We start from the raw sequence: 14,191 nt of genomic DNA, 5'->3' as shown, positions 1-14,191 counted from the left end.
CTGCGGATCAGCCCGCGTCTGCGCGAGACCGGCAGCCACGCCAAGCGCGGCGTCCCGCCCAAGGTCCGGGACCGCAGCGCCGACAAGCAAAAGCTCCGCGCGCGGCTGGACCGGGAGAGCCTGCAGGCGCGCGATGCCCGCCGCCGTCTCGGCCGTACCGGCGAGGACGACCCGGCTCAGCGCGATCGGACGTCTAGATCCGGCGAGCTTCGATCTCTTCCTGCGTCTGCTCGGCGAGGCCCTGGCGGCGACCCGGGATCCGGAGCGGGCCGTGCGGACGGTCACCGGCGACGGCACCATCGACATCCATCTGGAGCCCCTCGGACCCGAGACCCGCGCGGTCATCGAGACCCCGGACGGGGCCTTCGGCGGCCGCGACTATCGGGTGCGCATCACCGATCTGGAGGCCGGGGCCATCCCGAGTCCGCAGACCGAGCGGACGCCGGAGCGGAATCCGGCGCCGGGCGACGAGGCCGCCGCATGAGCCAGACCAGCCTGGAACTGGGCGACCGACTCTCCCAACTCAGAGAGGACGAGCGGCGTCGGGCCCTGCGCGCCCTGCTGATGCAGCCGCTGCTCTATGCCGATCACCCCGCCTACCGGCTGGTCAAACGCCATATCGACTGGCTCAGGGAGTGGCTGCACAGCGAGACCCGCTGGGACCTGCGACTCGAGGCCGACTTCGCCCGCCTGGCCAAGACCGCCCCCGAGCACGACGACGGCAGCCGCGCCGCCCGCCCCGGCAGACGCCCGGTGGACCTGGACTTCACGCGCCGCCGGTATGCCCTCCTGTGCCTGGTGCTGGCGGGCCTGGAGCGCGGCGAGATGCAGAGCACCCTGGGCCGCCTGGGCAAGGCCGCCATGGACCAGTCCGCCGAGCCCGCTATCCAGGCCAGCGGACTGGTGTTCGAGCTGCGCTCCCAGGAGGATCGCCGCGACCTGGTAGCCGTCGTCCGCCTGCTGCTGAACCTCGGCGTGCTGGTCCGGGTGGCCGGCAGCGAGGACGCCTACATCCAGAACGAGACCAAGGACGTCCTCTACGATATCGACCGTCACGTGCTCTCCGCGCTCCTGGTGACCCGGCGCGGACCATCCCTGGTCGACACCCTGGAGCAGCCGGCGGACTCACTCGACCGGCGCATCGGTGCCATCACCGCCCGGTTCGTCGCCGACACCCCCGAGGCCCGCAATCGCGAGCTGCGCCAGCGCCTCACCGAACGTCTGCTCGACGACCCGGTGCTCTATTACGACGAACTGGACGAGGACGAGCGTGCCTATCTGCTCAACCAGCGTCACGCCATCGTCCAGCGCATCCAGGAGGCCACCGGACTGGTCCCCGAGATGCGCGCCGAGGGCATCGCCATGGTCGACCCCGAGGGCGACCTCGCCGACCAGCGCATGCCCTCCGAAGGCACCGAGGGACACATCACCCTGCTGCTGGCCGGCCATCTCGCCGAGCGTCTGTCCCAGGACCGGGCCGTGTCCTGGCCCGATCTCCATGACGCCTATCGGACCTGGGTCGAGCGCTATGGCCGCTACTGGAAAAAGGCCGCTAAGGATCCCGACGCCGGGCCGTCCTTCTGCCGCGAGGCCGCCGAGCGGTTGGCGTCGCTGGGTTTGGCCAGGATCGAGGCTGATGGGGTTCGTCCGCTGCCAGCGATTGCGCGGTATGCGGTGGAGGCGCCGCGGATTAGTCGAGTGGGCAAGAGTGGGTGACGGATACTACCGTGGTCGTTGTTCGTCAGGTGAGGGAGGTTTCAGTGCCTGTTGAGTCCCATTATGTATCGCTCGATGTTACGTCCCGCGTGATTATGTGCCTCGAAGGAGTTATCCTTTAGTTCCGAGAGAATCAGGGAATATAAATTCAACCGACGCGCTAAAGGCGTGCAGCGGTTGCTGTGCATCGTTATGCCCGACATATCTGAGATGGAGTAAAAATGTCCTTTCAAACGCCAATTACGATTTCAGAAGCGATTCGCAACATTGAACAAAATCGCTACTTGCTGCCTTCGATTCAAAGAGAGTTTGAATGGAAACATGAAAAAATCGAATGGCTTTTTGATTCGATTATGAGAAATTACCCTATCAGCTCATTTTTATTTTGGAGGGTTGAAGGAGAGACAAAACAAGATTTCAAATTTTACCAATTCCTTAAGGAATATAGGCAGCGCTACAAAACGCATAATGAGGAATTCAATACTGCAGGTCATAATGATTTCACGGCTGTGTTGGATGGGCAGCAGCGTTTGACTTCTCTATACATTGGCTTGAGAGGTAGTTATGCTTACCGGACGCCAAGATTAAGAGAAGAGAATTCAGAAAGAGTGTATCCGACTCGTAGGCTATATTTAAATCTAAATAACCCCTTGGAAAACGAAGAAGATGGTCGGATATATGAATTTAAATTTCTTACTGATTTAGAGTACTCCGCTAATGAGGTTAAGTGGTTTCGTGTGTCAGAAATATACGGGCTTTCAGATGATTTTGACTTCAATAGATATCTGGATGAGCACGGCCTCAAGGAGCGTGAGTTTTCATATAGATGCCTATCCACTCTTAAAAACGTAATTCACTCAAAGCCTATTGTGAACTTTTTCTTAGAGACAGAGCAGGAGATAGATAAAGCGCTAAATATTTTCATAAGAATTAATAGCGGTGGTGAGCCTTTGGATTTCTCTGATTTGATAATGTCAATTGCCGTTGCAAACTGGCAGAAGAAAGATGCGCGCAGAGAAATTCATGGGTTGGTCGATAGTGTGCGCGATCAAGGTTTTTCAATATCGAAGGACTTTATCCTTAAAGTGTTTCTCTATCTCCATAGCAAGGATATAAAATTTAAGGTGACGAATTTCTCTAAGTCAAACGCGGAGGATTTCGAAAAAGAATGGGATAGAATTCGGGATGCGATTTTGGCTTCATTCGATTTCGCGAAGTCGCTTGGTTTTACAGACTCAACGTTAACATCAAAAAACGCTTTGATCCCAATAATTTATTACATATATCATCGCAGGATATATAAAAACTTTCACACCAGGGTTGAATATGCATCAGATAGAGAGATCATGAGTAAATGGCTTCATGTCTCGCTTGTTAAAAGGCTTTTTGGTGGTACTTCGGATAACGTTTTAAACCAAATTCGCAGGGCGTTTACGGATGATGTGACTAAGTCTCCTATTTCAGTCGGTATATCTGTGTTCCCTGCAAGAGATATAAATAAGGAGATTCGTAAGGATACAGGCATTAGCGACGAATTTATTGAAGAGTTACTGCTAACTCAAAAGGATGATAGATACGCATTTTCTTTGTTGGCACTGCTGTTTCCTCAACTAGACTATAAGAACAACGATTTCCATAAAGATCACATGCATCCGGAGTCAAAGTATGAAGAGCTTAGTGATGGTGATAAAGAGAAATTTGGTTGGCTTACATATAATTCACTAAAGAATTTACAGATGCTGGATGCCAATGAAAATATGTCCAAGAAGGATGAAGATCTAGAATCATGGGTTGCTAAAGAATTGATATCAAAACAAAGAAATTCATTCTTTGAGAGCCACCATATCCCTGATGTGAGCTTAAAGTTGTCTGGTTTCGATGTGTTTATTACAAAGCGCTCAGAGATTCTTGCGGAAAAACTCAAAGAAATATTGGCATAACAATCATATGTATTCGGAGAGTAACAAGCGCCGCTCGTTCCTAGCTTTTCTTTTTGTTGCCGGTGATTTGAGGTGTTGGCAGGATTCTGACTGGCCGCGTTCGTGTGACACAAAATGATAGTGAGCAGGAGGCCTCAATGCATCCGGCCATAGAGCAGGCCGCACGTATCTTTCTGCAACGGGTCCGCAGAACACTGCGATCCGAGCGATGCTTGGCTCTTCAGCAGTCAAACGAGACAGACGGCTGGCGGCGATAGTGATGCCCGACATTGCCGTGCTCCTGCGTGGCGCTCAAGACGCCCCCGGTGCCTGCATTGATGCCGCCGTGAACATGGCTGGAATCGCCTTCGATGCAGTCGAGCTTCGATCTACGCTGCGCGGAGTTGGACTCGCGCGCGGCGATCGAGCGCGAAGTGATTCCCCATGAGGCGGCTTGAGATCTTGCGCGGGCCAAGCGTAACGCCGGATGCGTCAGGTCTTGATGCGTTGCGCGAGCGTTCGCTTGGCCTCCGCGCGCTCCTCAGAGATTGAATCGCTGCACCAGCGTCTCCAGCGCCTTGGAGCGTTCGACCAGGGTGCGATTGATCTGTCCTCCTTGCTCCATCGCTTGGCTGCTTTGCTCCGCCAGTTGGTTGATCCGATTCATGCTGCGGCTGATCTCGACGGCGACGGCGCTCTGTTCGTGCGCGGCGGTCGCGATCTGCTCGCCCATGTCGTTGACGCCTCCGACGCTCGCGCGGATGGCCTCCAGGGCCTTCCCGGCCTCTGCGGCCTGGCTCACGCACGCATGGGCCTGGGCGCTGCTCTCGTCGATGGCCTCCGCGACCTGGTGCGTGGCCTTCTGCAGTCCGCTGACGATGGCCGCGATCTCGCGCGTCGACTCCTGGGTGCGGTTCGAGAGGTTGCGCACCTCGTCGGCCACGACCGCGAATCCACGACCTGCCTCGCCGGCGCGGGCGGCCTCGATCGCGGCGTTGAGCGCCAGCAGGTTGGTCTGTTCGGCGATTCCGGCGATGGTCTCGATCACCTGCCCGATGTTGGCGCTGCCTTCCTCCAGACGCTTGATGACGGGCTCCATGTCGCGCATCTGCGCGCTGAGGCGATCGATCGACTCGGAGGTCTCGGCCACCTCTCGGATTCCCTCTGAGGTATGGGTTTCGGTCTCCTGAAGGAGGTTTCGGGTGGACTCCGCGTGCTGCGCCACCTTGTGCGCGGACGCGGCCATCTCGGTGCTTGCCGAGGCGATCTGGTCGGTTTCCTGCTGCTGCGAGCGCGCCATGTCGACGGTCTGCTCGCTCGCATTTAGGAGCTGAACCGCCGAGTCGTCGAGCTCGTTCGCCGTGAGCCTGACCTCCTGGATGATGCTGTGCAGGGTCTCGGTGTGGTGGTTCAATGCCTTGAACAAGGCGCCGATCTCGTCGTCGCGCTCGATCTCGATGCGGAGCCTGAGGTCGTTCTCCATGTGTCCGAGACGGGCCACTGCCCGCTTGATCGGACGCGCCACGTAGCGATTCACCGTCCAGCCGATCACCACGGAGAGTCCGAGCATCAGCAGGATCAGGATGGCGATCAGCACCCAGGCGATCTGGGTCGCGGCGGCGGTCCGCTTCTCGACGAATTCCAGGGGCTCGCCAATCAGATGGGTTCCGATCCGCTTGCCCTCGGCGTCGACCACGGGCGCCGAAACCACCAGCCAGCCGGATGTGACAAAGGTCGCGCTCTGATCCAGGAGCGCGAGATCGATTCCACGCACGAATGCGAGCGCCTTGTCGTTGAACCATTTGTCCTTGGCGAGGATGTAGTCGCCGATCCGCGTGTTCTTCGCGAGCGCGGGATTCGCTGTCCTGAGCCGCGCGTCGAGCAGCATCACGTAGTTGAGTCCGTCTGCTTGGAAATCACGGCTGACGCTGCTGACGCCCTGGATGACCTCCAGGCTGCCCAGATAGCGATCGCCGTCGAACACCGGCGCGAAGCCATGGATGTTGACGCCCAGCGGGCTGAGGTCGAGCAGCGCGAACGGCTGCTTTTTCTCCAGCATGCGGCGCATCGTGGCGCGCCCACGCAGGTCGTCGCCGAAGGATTCGGGTGCCCAGCTGCGTAGCAGCGAGTGCCCGTCGGCGGTGTGCAGATGGAAGCGCAGATTGTGGTATTTGGTCGATTCGCGATACAAGCGGGTGATGCGTCGAAGTTCTTCGATACCTTGTTCGCGTGACGTCTGGCCGAAGAGTTCGATGATCTTCGGGCTTTGGGCCAGGGCGACCGAGCTGGCGATGCCGACGTCCTGCTTGGCCAAGAGTCGTTCCTCGAGGGTCAGCCGCAGCGTTTGAGCGCAGTCGGCGATGATGTCCTCGGTCAGTCGCGATTTCACCCATTGCAGGGAGAAAAGGCCGAGTAGGATGAAGAAGCCGCCTGACAGTGTGACGATCAGCATCAGGCGTCGTTTGAGGGATAGTGCGCGGAGCATCTGGATTTCCTTCTACTGCTAAGGAGATGCCGATCGAATGCCATCCGGGCATTCGATCGGCTCGCGAGTCGAAAACAGGGGTTCCGACTCGCTCCATGTTCAAGCGCTGAGGCGCCTGAAAACGCCGGGTCATCCTTGGCCTGGACGGGAAACGCGATCAATTGGCGCTTCCCTCGTTATGCTGTCGGCGAGGATGTGCGCCGATGATCGATTCGGCAGGGGGAGGGCGGGAGACGAGATCGTCACGGTGGACAGTCCGATGGACTCGGTTGGTGCCAGTGCGAACTGCCTGGTTTGTCGAGTACGCTGGCGGTCTTGCCGGACCCAGCCGCGTTGGTACGCGGTGTGCGGGTGGCGCTTGGCGGGCGTAGACCAGAAGCCCAAGGCGTCATCAGCGGCAGCCAGTTTTGGTCCCTGGTTGTGAAAGAACGCTCAGCGTCGACTCGGACATGGTGTATCGATCTCTGTTGACTGTGATCTTGGCTGTGATCAGTCCGCAGGATACGCAACCTCGCCCGAACGGTGCCGCACACCAGAAATCACCGATGAATCGTAGGTGATTGTACTCCAGTGGAGCACCTGATATCGGGCCAGGCTGCTTGCGTTTCGTGGCCTTGCACGGCAAGGCCGATACACGATCGACCGCTCTGGCGGGCGACGCGGTTCTATGGACGCGGGACAAGCGTTTGGCGGTGATCGCGGCGGAGATCGGACTGGGATGGCAACCGCCGGCCCCGACCGCTCGACCTGCTGTTCGAGACCGGTGAGTCTCTCTATCATGTCCGCTTTGCGTTTCGGGGTCGGGTCATGCAATCCAGCATGATGTCGCCTGTCAAGGTACTCTCGCTCGAAGTGGAGGTCGCTGATAGGTCAGCTACTGCAGACTGCCAGTCGATGCCAGAGCTTTGAGTCACCTGATTGAACGAACGCGGTCCACTTTCCCCGAACGACCGTTGCCGAGCACAATTCAGGATCTTTGCGCCGCGCGATCGCTGTCATCTGGGTGTGATTCCGGTATGGTTTCGTCACGCCGACGACAGCCCACTCATCCTCGATGGCCGACCACGATCCTTCATACAAGCTCCTGTTCTCACACCGCGATCTGGTGGCGGATCTGATCCGTGGCTTCGTGCGGGAGGACTGGGTCCAGCAGCTGGACTTCACTACGCTACAGCGCGTCAGCGAGATCGGCATCAGCCACGACCTGCGCGAGCGCGAGGACGACATGATCTGGCGGCTGCGCTGGGGCGAGCGCTGGGTCTACGTCTATCTGCTGCTGGAGTTCCAGTCGACGGTCGATCGCTTCATGACGGTGCGGCTCTTGACCTATGTCGGACTGCTCTATCAGGATCTGGCCGCGGCCGGCGAGATTCCGGCTGGGAGTCCGCTGCCGCCGGTGCTGCCCATCGTCCTCTACAATGGCGAGAAGTCCTGGTGGGCCAAGACCAGTCTCGATGAACTGATCGAGCCGGACCTGCCCGATCAGCTACGCCGCTGGCAGCCGCAGGTCCGCTATCTGCTGCTGGACGAGCAGCGCCTCGCGGACACCCCGATGGCGGGTCAACGCAATATCGCCGCCGCCCTGTTCCGGCTCGAGAACAGTCGCCGCCCTGAGGATATCGAGCGGGTGCTGGCGAGTCTGATTGATTGGCTGGCCGCCCCCGAGCAAGACAGCCTGCGCCGCGCCTTCGTGGTCTGGCTCAAGCGTGTGCTGTTACCGGCACGGGTTCCAGGCGCCGAGCTACCGAACGTCAACGATCTTCAGGAGATGCGTGCCATGTTGGCCGAACGGGTTAAGACCTGGACCGAGGAGTGGAAGCAACAAGGCCTTGAGGAAGGGCTGAAGCAGGGACTTGAGCAGGGACTCGAGCAGGGCGTCTACCGCGGTGAGGCTAGGCTGCTGCGTCGGTTGTTGATCCGACGCTTCGGTGTCCTGCCTGCCTGGGCCGAGGCGCGCCTCGAGCAAGCTGGCGAGTCCGAGCTAGAGATTTGGGCCGATCGCGTCTTGGACCGCGACACGCTGGAAGAGGTGCTTGAGGAGCCGATATGAGGATCCGTCCAAGCTCAAAGGGCTACTGTGCGTCCATCCTGTGTCTGGGTGCTCACAGGGATCAGCGCTCGATGTGCTCGGCGATGTCGAGCCCGTCGCCAACCTCCACTCCCAAGTGACCATCACGGGCGTGGTCTTGCTCGAAATCGGCAACCCATTGTCACGATTTGCGTGATCGTCAGCGGTACGAATCATCCAGGATTTCCGATTGCCATCCTTCCCATCTTTGCGGTTCAACATCCCTACCAATCGATGACCGAGATCCACGACGCCCCATTGCCCCTGAGACCCCGCTGGCAGCCCCTACGCTTAGGTCTAGTCGACCTCTTCTACTACGACGACGAGGAGATCTGGCTTCGGGACGGCAATCTGCTGCTGCGCGGCAACAACGGGACCGGCAAGTCCAAGATCCTGGCCATGACGCTGCCCTTCCTGCTGGACGGGCAGCTGATCCCCTCGCGCGTCGAGCCGGACGGCGATCCCGGTAAGCGCATGGAGTGGAACCTGCTGCTCGGGGGTCAGTATCAGGAGCGTCTGGGCTACGTCTGGATGGAATTCGGCCGGGACAATGAGGGCACGCCCGAATTCTGCACCCTGGGCTGCGGCATGCGTGCCGTCGCCGGGCGCGGCGCGCCGGAGCGCTGGTTCTTCATCACCCCCCAGCGCGTGCGCCGCGACCTGAGGCTGGTGGACGGCAACGGCCGTGCACTGTCCAGGGACCGTCTGCTCGAGGCGCTGGGCGATTGGGGCGAGCTGCACACCAGCTCGGCCCAGTACCGCGCCCGGGTCGACGAGCGGCTCTTCCGGCTTGGTCCGCAGCGCTTCGAGGCCCTGCTCAATCTGCTGATCCAGCTGCGCCAGCCCCAGCTCTCCAAGCGTCCGGACGAGCGGGCCCTGTCCTCGGCCCTGACCGAGGCGCTGCCGCCCCTGGATCAGGCCGTGCTCAACGACGTGGCCGACGCCTTCCGCAACCTCGAGGAGGAGCGCAACACCCTGGACGGACTCAACGAGGCCCGCGCCTCGGTGGGCGAGTTCCTCCAGCATTACCGAGGCTACTGTGCCGTGGCGGCTCGGCGCCGGGCGCAGGCCGTGCGTCAGGCGCAGAGCGTCTGGGAACGGATCGGCGGCGAGCTGCGCGAGACCGCCCAGGCCCTGACCGAGGCCGAGGCGGCCAGGGTCCACGAGGAGAATCGCCAGGGATTCCTCGACCTCAAGCTCGGACAGGGCCGCACCCAGCTGCAGACCTTGCGCGACAGCCCCGAGATGCGCGACGCCAACCGGCTCGAGGAGGCCGCGTCCCGTGCCGCCGAGCGCCGTAGGTTTTGCCAGACCCTGCAGGACAAGCTCGAGCGCCTGGTCACCGACGCCAATCGTCAGGAGGCGCGCCTGGCCGAGGATCGGCAGGCCTGCGTCCAGGAGAGCGAGCAGCGGGTGCGCGCGCTGGACGCCTGGCTCGAACCGGCGCGTATCGCCGGCATCGCCCGTGCCCATGAGACCGCGCTCGATCCATTGGGACTGCCCGACGGCGGTCCGGATCCGCGATCCGGCTCGGACCCCGCCATCGGCAGGGCCGCTGAGGCCGTCCAGGCCGAGGTCCGGCGCCGTAAGGAGGCCATCGCCCGGCTCCGTGGTCTGATTCGGGCGCTGGAGGAGGCCGAGCGGCAGGAGACCCGCGACCGTGAGCGTCGCGAGCGGGCCGTCGAGGCCATGGAGCGTTTGGATCAGGACCGTGCCCAGGCGGCCGAGGGCGTCGAGCAAGAGGGCGCGGCGCTGGTCTCCGCGCTGCGTCACGCCCTGGAGACCCATCGCGAGCTGCGGCTGGACGACCCGGAGTCACTGCTCGCCGAGCTCGGGGACTGGTGCGCGTCCCTGTCCGGCGACAATCCGGCGGGGCGCGCCCTGCTGAGAAGCTACGACGCCGCGCGGGACGCCCTGCGCAGCACCAGGGAGGCGGCCCTGCGTGCCCGCACCGAGGCCCGGGCCGCCGTTGCCGCGCTCGAAGAGGAGCGGGGCCGGATCGAGCAGGGCGAGCTGGCCGAGCCGCCGATCCCCTACACCCGGGATTCGGAGGCGCGCCGGGATCGGGAGGGCGCCCCGCTGTGGCAGCTGGTGGATTTCGCCGACGCCCTGCCGGCCGGCGAGCGTGCGGGGCTCGAGGCCGCCTTGGAGTCGAGCGGTCTGCTGGACGCCTGGGTCATGCCCGACGGAACCCTTTGGGACGCCACGACCTGGGACCGGCGGCTCGGACCCATCGCGCCCGCGCCCCGGAGTCTGGGCGAGGTCCTCGCGATCGCCATCGATCCCAACGACGACGCCGCGAGCCGGGTTGCGCCGGAGACGCTGGCCGGTATCCTGGCCGGCATCGGCTGGGGCGAGCAGGGGCATCCGGCCTGGGTCGACGGCGCGGGACGCTGGTGTCTCGGTCCCGCATCGGGTACCTGGGGCAAGCCTGAACCGACCTATATCGGTCATGCGGCGCGTGAGGCGGCCCGGCGGCGGCGTCTGCAGGAGATCGCCGAGACTCTGGAAGAGCTGCAGGAGCAGATCCAGTCGCTGGACGAGGAGATCGAGCGCCTGGCCGAGCGGCTGACGACCCTGGAGCACGAATGGCATGGCCTTCCGAGCGACCAGGGGGTGCGGTCAGCCCATCAGCGTCACGACGACCTGCGTGAGCGTCTGGCCAGGAGCCGTGAGGAGGTCGAGCATCTGAGCGGCATCCTGGAGCGGAGCCGGGCCGCCGCCGAGCGTTGCCGCGAGGCCCGGGACACGAACGCGCTCGACCTGGATCTGCCTGCGGATGCGGCGGGTCTCGACGGGATCGGCGAGGCCCTGACCCGGTACGAGCATCTGGCGGCTGGCTTCTGGCCCAGTCTGCGTCACCATTGGGACCGGCTGCAGCGGGTCCGCGAGCTGGCGGAGCAGGTCGCCGAGCTGGCCGAGCGCCGCGCCGAACAGCAGGACGAGCTGGGTCGGGCCAAGCGCGAGCAGCGCGAGGCCGAGGAGATCTGGCACACATTGCGCGAGACCCTCGGGGACAGCGTCGAGCAGCTGCAGCGGCGCATCCGCGAGACCGAGGAGCACATCCAAGACCTCGAGCGACAGCATAAAGACAATCGCAATCGGCATGCCGAGGCCATCTCGGAGGCCAGCCGACTCGTCGAGCGTCACACCGCGCTCACCGTCAGTCTTCAGGAGCGCGACCGGGAGCGCCGCGAGGCCATCGACGTCCTGGCCGGCTTCACCCGGGTCGGTCTGCTGCGCATCGCCACCCCGGACCTGGAGGCCCCGGAGCGCGACACCCCCTGGCCGGTGGATCCGGCGGTGCGTCTGGCCCGGCAGATGGAGCAGAGCCTGAGCGCGGTGGACCACGACGACATCGCCTGGCGTCGCCAGCAGCAGGGGCTCTACGACCGCTTCCAGCCCCTGCAGCAGACCCTCTCGCGCTACAACCATTCGGCCCATATCGAGCAGGACGGCGAGCTGCTGCTGGTGCGGGTCATCTTCCAGTCCCGTCCCTGCGGACCGGACGCGCTGGCCGAGAACCTGGACGCCGAGGTCGCCGAGCGCAAGGCCCTGCTCGACGCCAAGGAGCGCGAGCTGCTCGAGGCCCATCTGATGAGCGACGTGGCCACCCATCTGCAGCAGCTCATCGGCGACGGCGAGCGCATGGTGGAGCGCATCAATCAGGAGCTGGAGCACCGTCCCACCAGCACCGGCATGAAGCTGCGTCTGGCCTGGGTGCCCCTGGACGAGGAATCCGGCGCGGCCCCGGCTGGTCTCGCCGAGGCCCGCAAGCGGCTGCTGCGCCAGACCGTCGCCGCCTGGTCCAACGATGATCGCAGCGCGGTGGGCGAGTTCCTGCAGCGGCGCATCGACGAGGTCCGCCAGTCCGACGACGGCGGCACCCTGATCCAGCATCTGGCCCATGCCCTGGACTATCGCCGCTGGCACCGATTCACCGTCGAGCGCTGGCAGGGCGGGCGCTGGCGTCCCGCCTACGGACCCGCCTCCGGCGGCGAGCGCGCCCTGGTGGTCACCTTGCCGCTGTTCGCCGCCGCCTCCAGCCACTACGGCAGCGCTGCCCCCGAGGCCCCGCGTCTGGTCATGCTCGACGAGGCCTTCGCAGGCATCGACGACGACTCGCGCGCCAAGTGTCTCGGGCTCATGGCCCAGTTCGACCTGGACTTTATGCTCACCAGCGAGCGCGAATGGGGCTGTTATGCCGAGGTGCCGGGCCTGGCCATCGCCCAGCTGGTGCGCCACGAGGGCATCGACGCCGTCTATCTCTCGCGCTGGACCTGGGACGGGGCCCAGCGTCGTCCCGACGAGCCGCCGCCGATGGAGGCGCCGGTCGCCGAGGAGGCGGCCATCGCGGAAGGCGACGTGCATGACCCGCAGCAAAGCCTGTTCTGAGCCTTCCGGGGTCGATCTGCCGCGGCTCCGGTCCCTGCTGGATCGCCCTGAGCTCGCGCGCATCCTGCGGGCCGTCCGGACCGGGCTGGAGCGCGGCGGGGCGGAGCGGGTCTCCATCGCCGATCCCACGGAGCAGGAGCGCCGAGCGCTGGACGAGCTGCTGGGGCGCAAGCCCAGCACGGGCGCGCGCCTCGGTCTGTCATTGGGACAGCTGGAAGACACCCTGAGACGCGCCGGTCTGGCCCCGGATCTGCGCTCATCCGTCGAGGCGCTCGGCGGCCCTTTGCGCAATCCGAGTTGGGAGCGTGATGAGCGAGAGCGGGCCTGGCGGCGGGTCTTCGATAGCCAGGGCGCGAAAGCGGAGCGGCTGGGGGCGGGCGCATGGCTGGCGGCCTTGGAGCGTGAGGGCCTGTTGAAGCGGCTCGCGGGGCAGGATCACGCGCGGGCCGAGACGCTACTGAGCCATGCGCTGGGCGTTCTTCGGTGTCTCCCTCAGCGGGGCAAGACCTTGAGTGCTCTGGCGGCCGAGTGTCTCGGCGACGCCCATGGTCTCGACGAGGGTCGGCCCGTAGCGACCCTGGTTCGACGTGCGCTGAATGACGACGCACAGCCGGACTCCAGCGACGCGCTCTGGGCGTCCGCCGGCGTCCTGGTCGGGGGCGGTATTACGAGCAGCGTCTTGGCCCTGAATCTGCGCGTCGAGACCGGTGGTGCGACCGCGTCCATCGTCGATGCCGCCGCCGGCAGCGGCGAGCCCATCTATCTCACCCTGAGACAGCTGCTGAGAGATCCGCCAGCCTGGGCGCCGTGCGCGATGCCTGTCTCCATCTGCGAGAATCCGGCCGTCGTCGCCGAGGCCGCGAATGCCCTTGGTTCGGATTGCGCGCCATTGATCTGCACCCGAGGACAGCCCAGCGCGGCGGTCGTCACGCTGCTGAACCAACTCGCCGCCGCCGGGATCCGGCTCAGATACCACGGCGATTTCGATTGGCCCGGCATCCGCATCGCCAACGGCATCATCGGCCGTCATGGCGCGATCCCCTGGCGCATGGGGGCGGCGGATTATCTGGAGGCTGCGGATTCGGGCAAATCCTTGACCGAGGATACGGTCGTCGCCGACTGGGATCCGGAGCTCGGCCGGGCGATGCAGGAGCGCGGACAGGTCATCGAGGAGGAGCGGGTGCTCCAAACCCTTCTGACCGACTTGGATGTCCGCGTCGACAGCAGTGCTTCACATGAATGAATCGTGTAATGATTATTGACTCAATGATATGCGTGGGACGCGATCAGGGGATCATCCATCGATAGAGCCTCGATTTTCGTCGGTGCCCTGTATCCGATAGGTGGATGTGAGTCCGCGGTCGTTTTCGCCGACTCGATCATGGGGCCTCCGTCATGCCTCAGTCTATTCGCGTAAACTTCTCGTTCCACTAAAGTGGACCCCATGTCCAGGACAGTTTTCCCCCGAATTTAAGTTGTACTGGCCACCTCAATCGCAGCGGTTTGGCGCTGCCCCAGTGTTGTCTCGCCGAAGCGATCGACGATCTTGGCCCCACCCCCGTTTCCCGATCGGTAGACCGCATCAGGCGTGAGGTACCCCAGGGATTG

At 63.2% G+C, this 14,191-nt stretch carries 7 protein-coding genes; 6 read left to right on the top strand and 1 reads right to left on the bottom strand.

Translation table 11 applies throughout. The features are described from left to right. The 3 genes from THIDRDRAFT_RS22190 to THIDRDRAFT_RS22180 form a co-directional block, all read left to right on the top strand. On the top strand, positions 1-484 hold a 484-nt coding region (locus THIDRDRAFT_RS22190), incomplete at its 5' end, for a DUF2397 family protein (RefSeq protein ID WP_139058869.1). Next, positions 481-1,716 (top strand): TIGR02678 family protein, encoded by a 1,236-nt coding sequence (locus THIDRDRAFT_RS22185; protein WP_007043174.1) that lies wholly within the window; start codon positions 481-483, stop codon positions 1,714-1,716. The genes THIDRDRAFT_RS22190 and THIDRDRAFT_RS22185, both read left to right, overlap by 4 nt. Before the next feature lie 221 nt (positions 1,717-1,937). Beyond that, positions 1,938-3,656 carry a DUF262 domain-containing protein gene (locus tag THIDRDRAFT_RS22180; protein ID WP_007043173.1) on the top strand — a complete coding sequence of 573 codons (1,719 nt, stop codon included), beginning with the start codon at positions 1,938-1,940 and terminating at the stop codon, positions 3,654-3,656. Positions 3,657-4,176: 520 nt separating this feature from the next. On the opposite strand, the gene THIDRDRAFT_RS22175 is transcribed toward THIDRDRAFT_RS22180, so the two are convergent. Next, entirely contained in the window at positions 4,177-6,120 is a 1,944-nt protein-coding gene (locus tag THIDRDRAFT_RS22175; protein WP_007043172.1) for a methyl-accepting chemotaxis protein, read from the bottom strand. 1,054 nt (positions 6,121-7,174) lie between these two features. Between THIDRDRAFT_RS22175 and THIDRDRAFT_RS22170 the strand changes: the two genes are divergently transcribed. The 3 genes from THIDRDRAFT_RS22170 to THIDRDRAFT_RS22160 all read left to right on the top strand — a co-directional run bounded on the left by THIDRDRAFT_RS22170 (position 7,175) and on the right by THIDRDRAFT_RS22160 (position 13,826). Further along, positions 7,175-8,170 carry an Rpn family recombination-promoting nuclease/putative transposase gene (locus THIDRDRAFT_RS22170; protein WP_007043171.1) on the top strand — a complete coding sequence of 332 codons (996 nt, stop codon included), beginning with the start codon at positions 7,175-7,177 and terminating at the stop codon, positions 8,168-8,170. 252 nt (positions 8,171-8,422) lie between these two features. After that, the gene (locus tag THIDRDRAFT_RS22165; RefSeq protein WP_007043170.1) at positions 8,423-12,583 is read left to right on the top strand and encodes a TIGR02680 family protein; all 4,161 of its coding nucleotides are present in this window, start codon (positions 8,423-8,425) and stop codon (positions 12,581-12,583) included. Next, positions 12,558-13,826, top strand: coding sequence for a TIGR02679 family protein (locus THIDRDRAFT_RS22160; protein ID WP_007043169.1), 1,269 nt, complete (start codon positions 12,558-12,560; stop codon positions 13,824-13,826). Before THIDRDRAFT_RS22165 ends, THIDRDRAFT_RS22160 begins: the two co-directional genes overlap by 26 nt. The last annotated feature ends 365 nt before the right edge of the window (positions 13,827-14,191 follow it).

The sequence above is a fragment of the Thiorhodococcus drewsii AZ1 genome, assembly GCF_000224065.1.
Classification (GTDB): Bacteria; Pseudomonadota; Gammaproteobacteria; order Chromatiales; family Chromatiaceae; genus Imhoffiella; species Imhoffiella drewsii.
The sequence above is the reverse complement of the archived record's forward strand: the minus strand, read 5'-3'. Positions and strand labels throughout refer to the sequence as shown.

Excerpts from the sequence above, each read along its gene's own strand:
- THIDRDRAFT_RS22185 (WP_007043174.1), top strand. The coding sequence starts at position 481 with ATGAGCCAGACCAGCCTGGAACTGGGCGACCGACTCTCCCAACTCAGA.
- THIDRDRAFT_RS22160 (WP_007043169.1), top strand. The coding sequence starts at position 12,558 with ATGACCCGCAGCAAAGCCTGTTCTGAGCCTTCCGGGGTCGATCTGCCG.
- THIDRDRAFT_RS22180 (WP_007043173.1), top strand. The coding sequence starts at position 1,938 with ATGTCCTTTCAAACGCCAATTACGATTTCAGAAGCGATTCGCAACATT.
- THIDRDRAFT_RS22175 (WP_007043172.1), bottom strand. The coding sequence starts at position 6,120 with ATGCTCCGCGCACTATCCCTCAAACGACGCCTGATGCTGATCGTCACA.
- THIDRDRAFT_RS22165 (WP_007043170.1), top strand. The coding sequence starts at position 8,423 with ATGACCGAGATCCACGACGCCCCATTGCCCCTGAGACCCCGCTGGCAG.
- THIDRDRAFT_RS22170 (WP_007043171.1), top strand. The coding sequence starts at position 7,175 with ATGGCCGACCACGATCCTTCATACAAGCTCCTGTTCTCACACCGCGAT.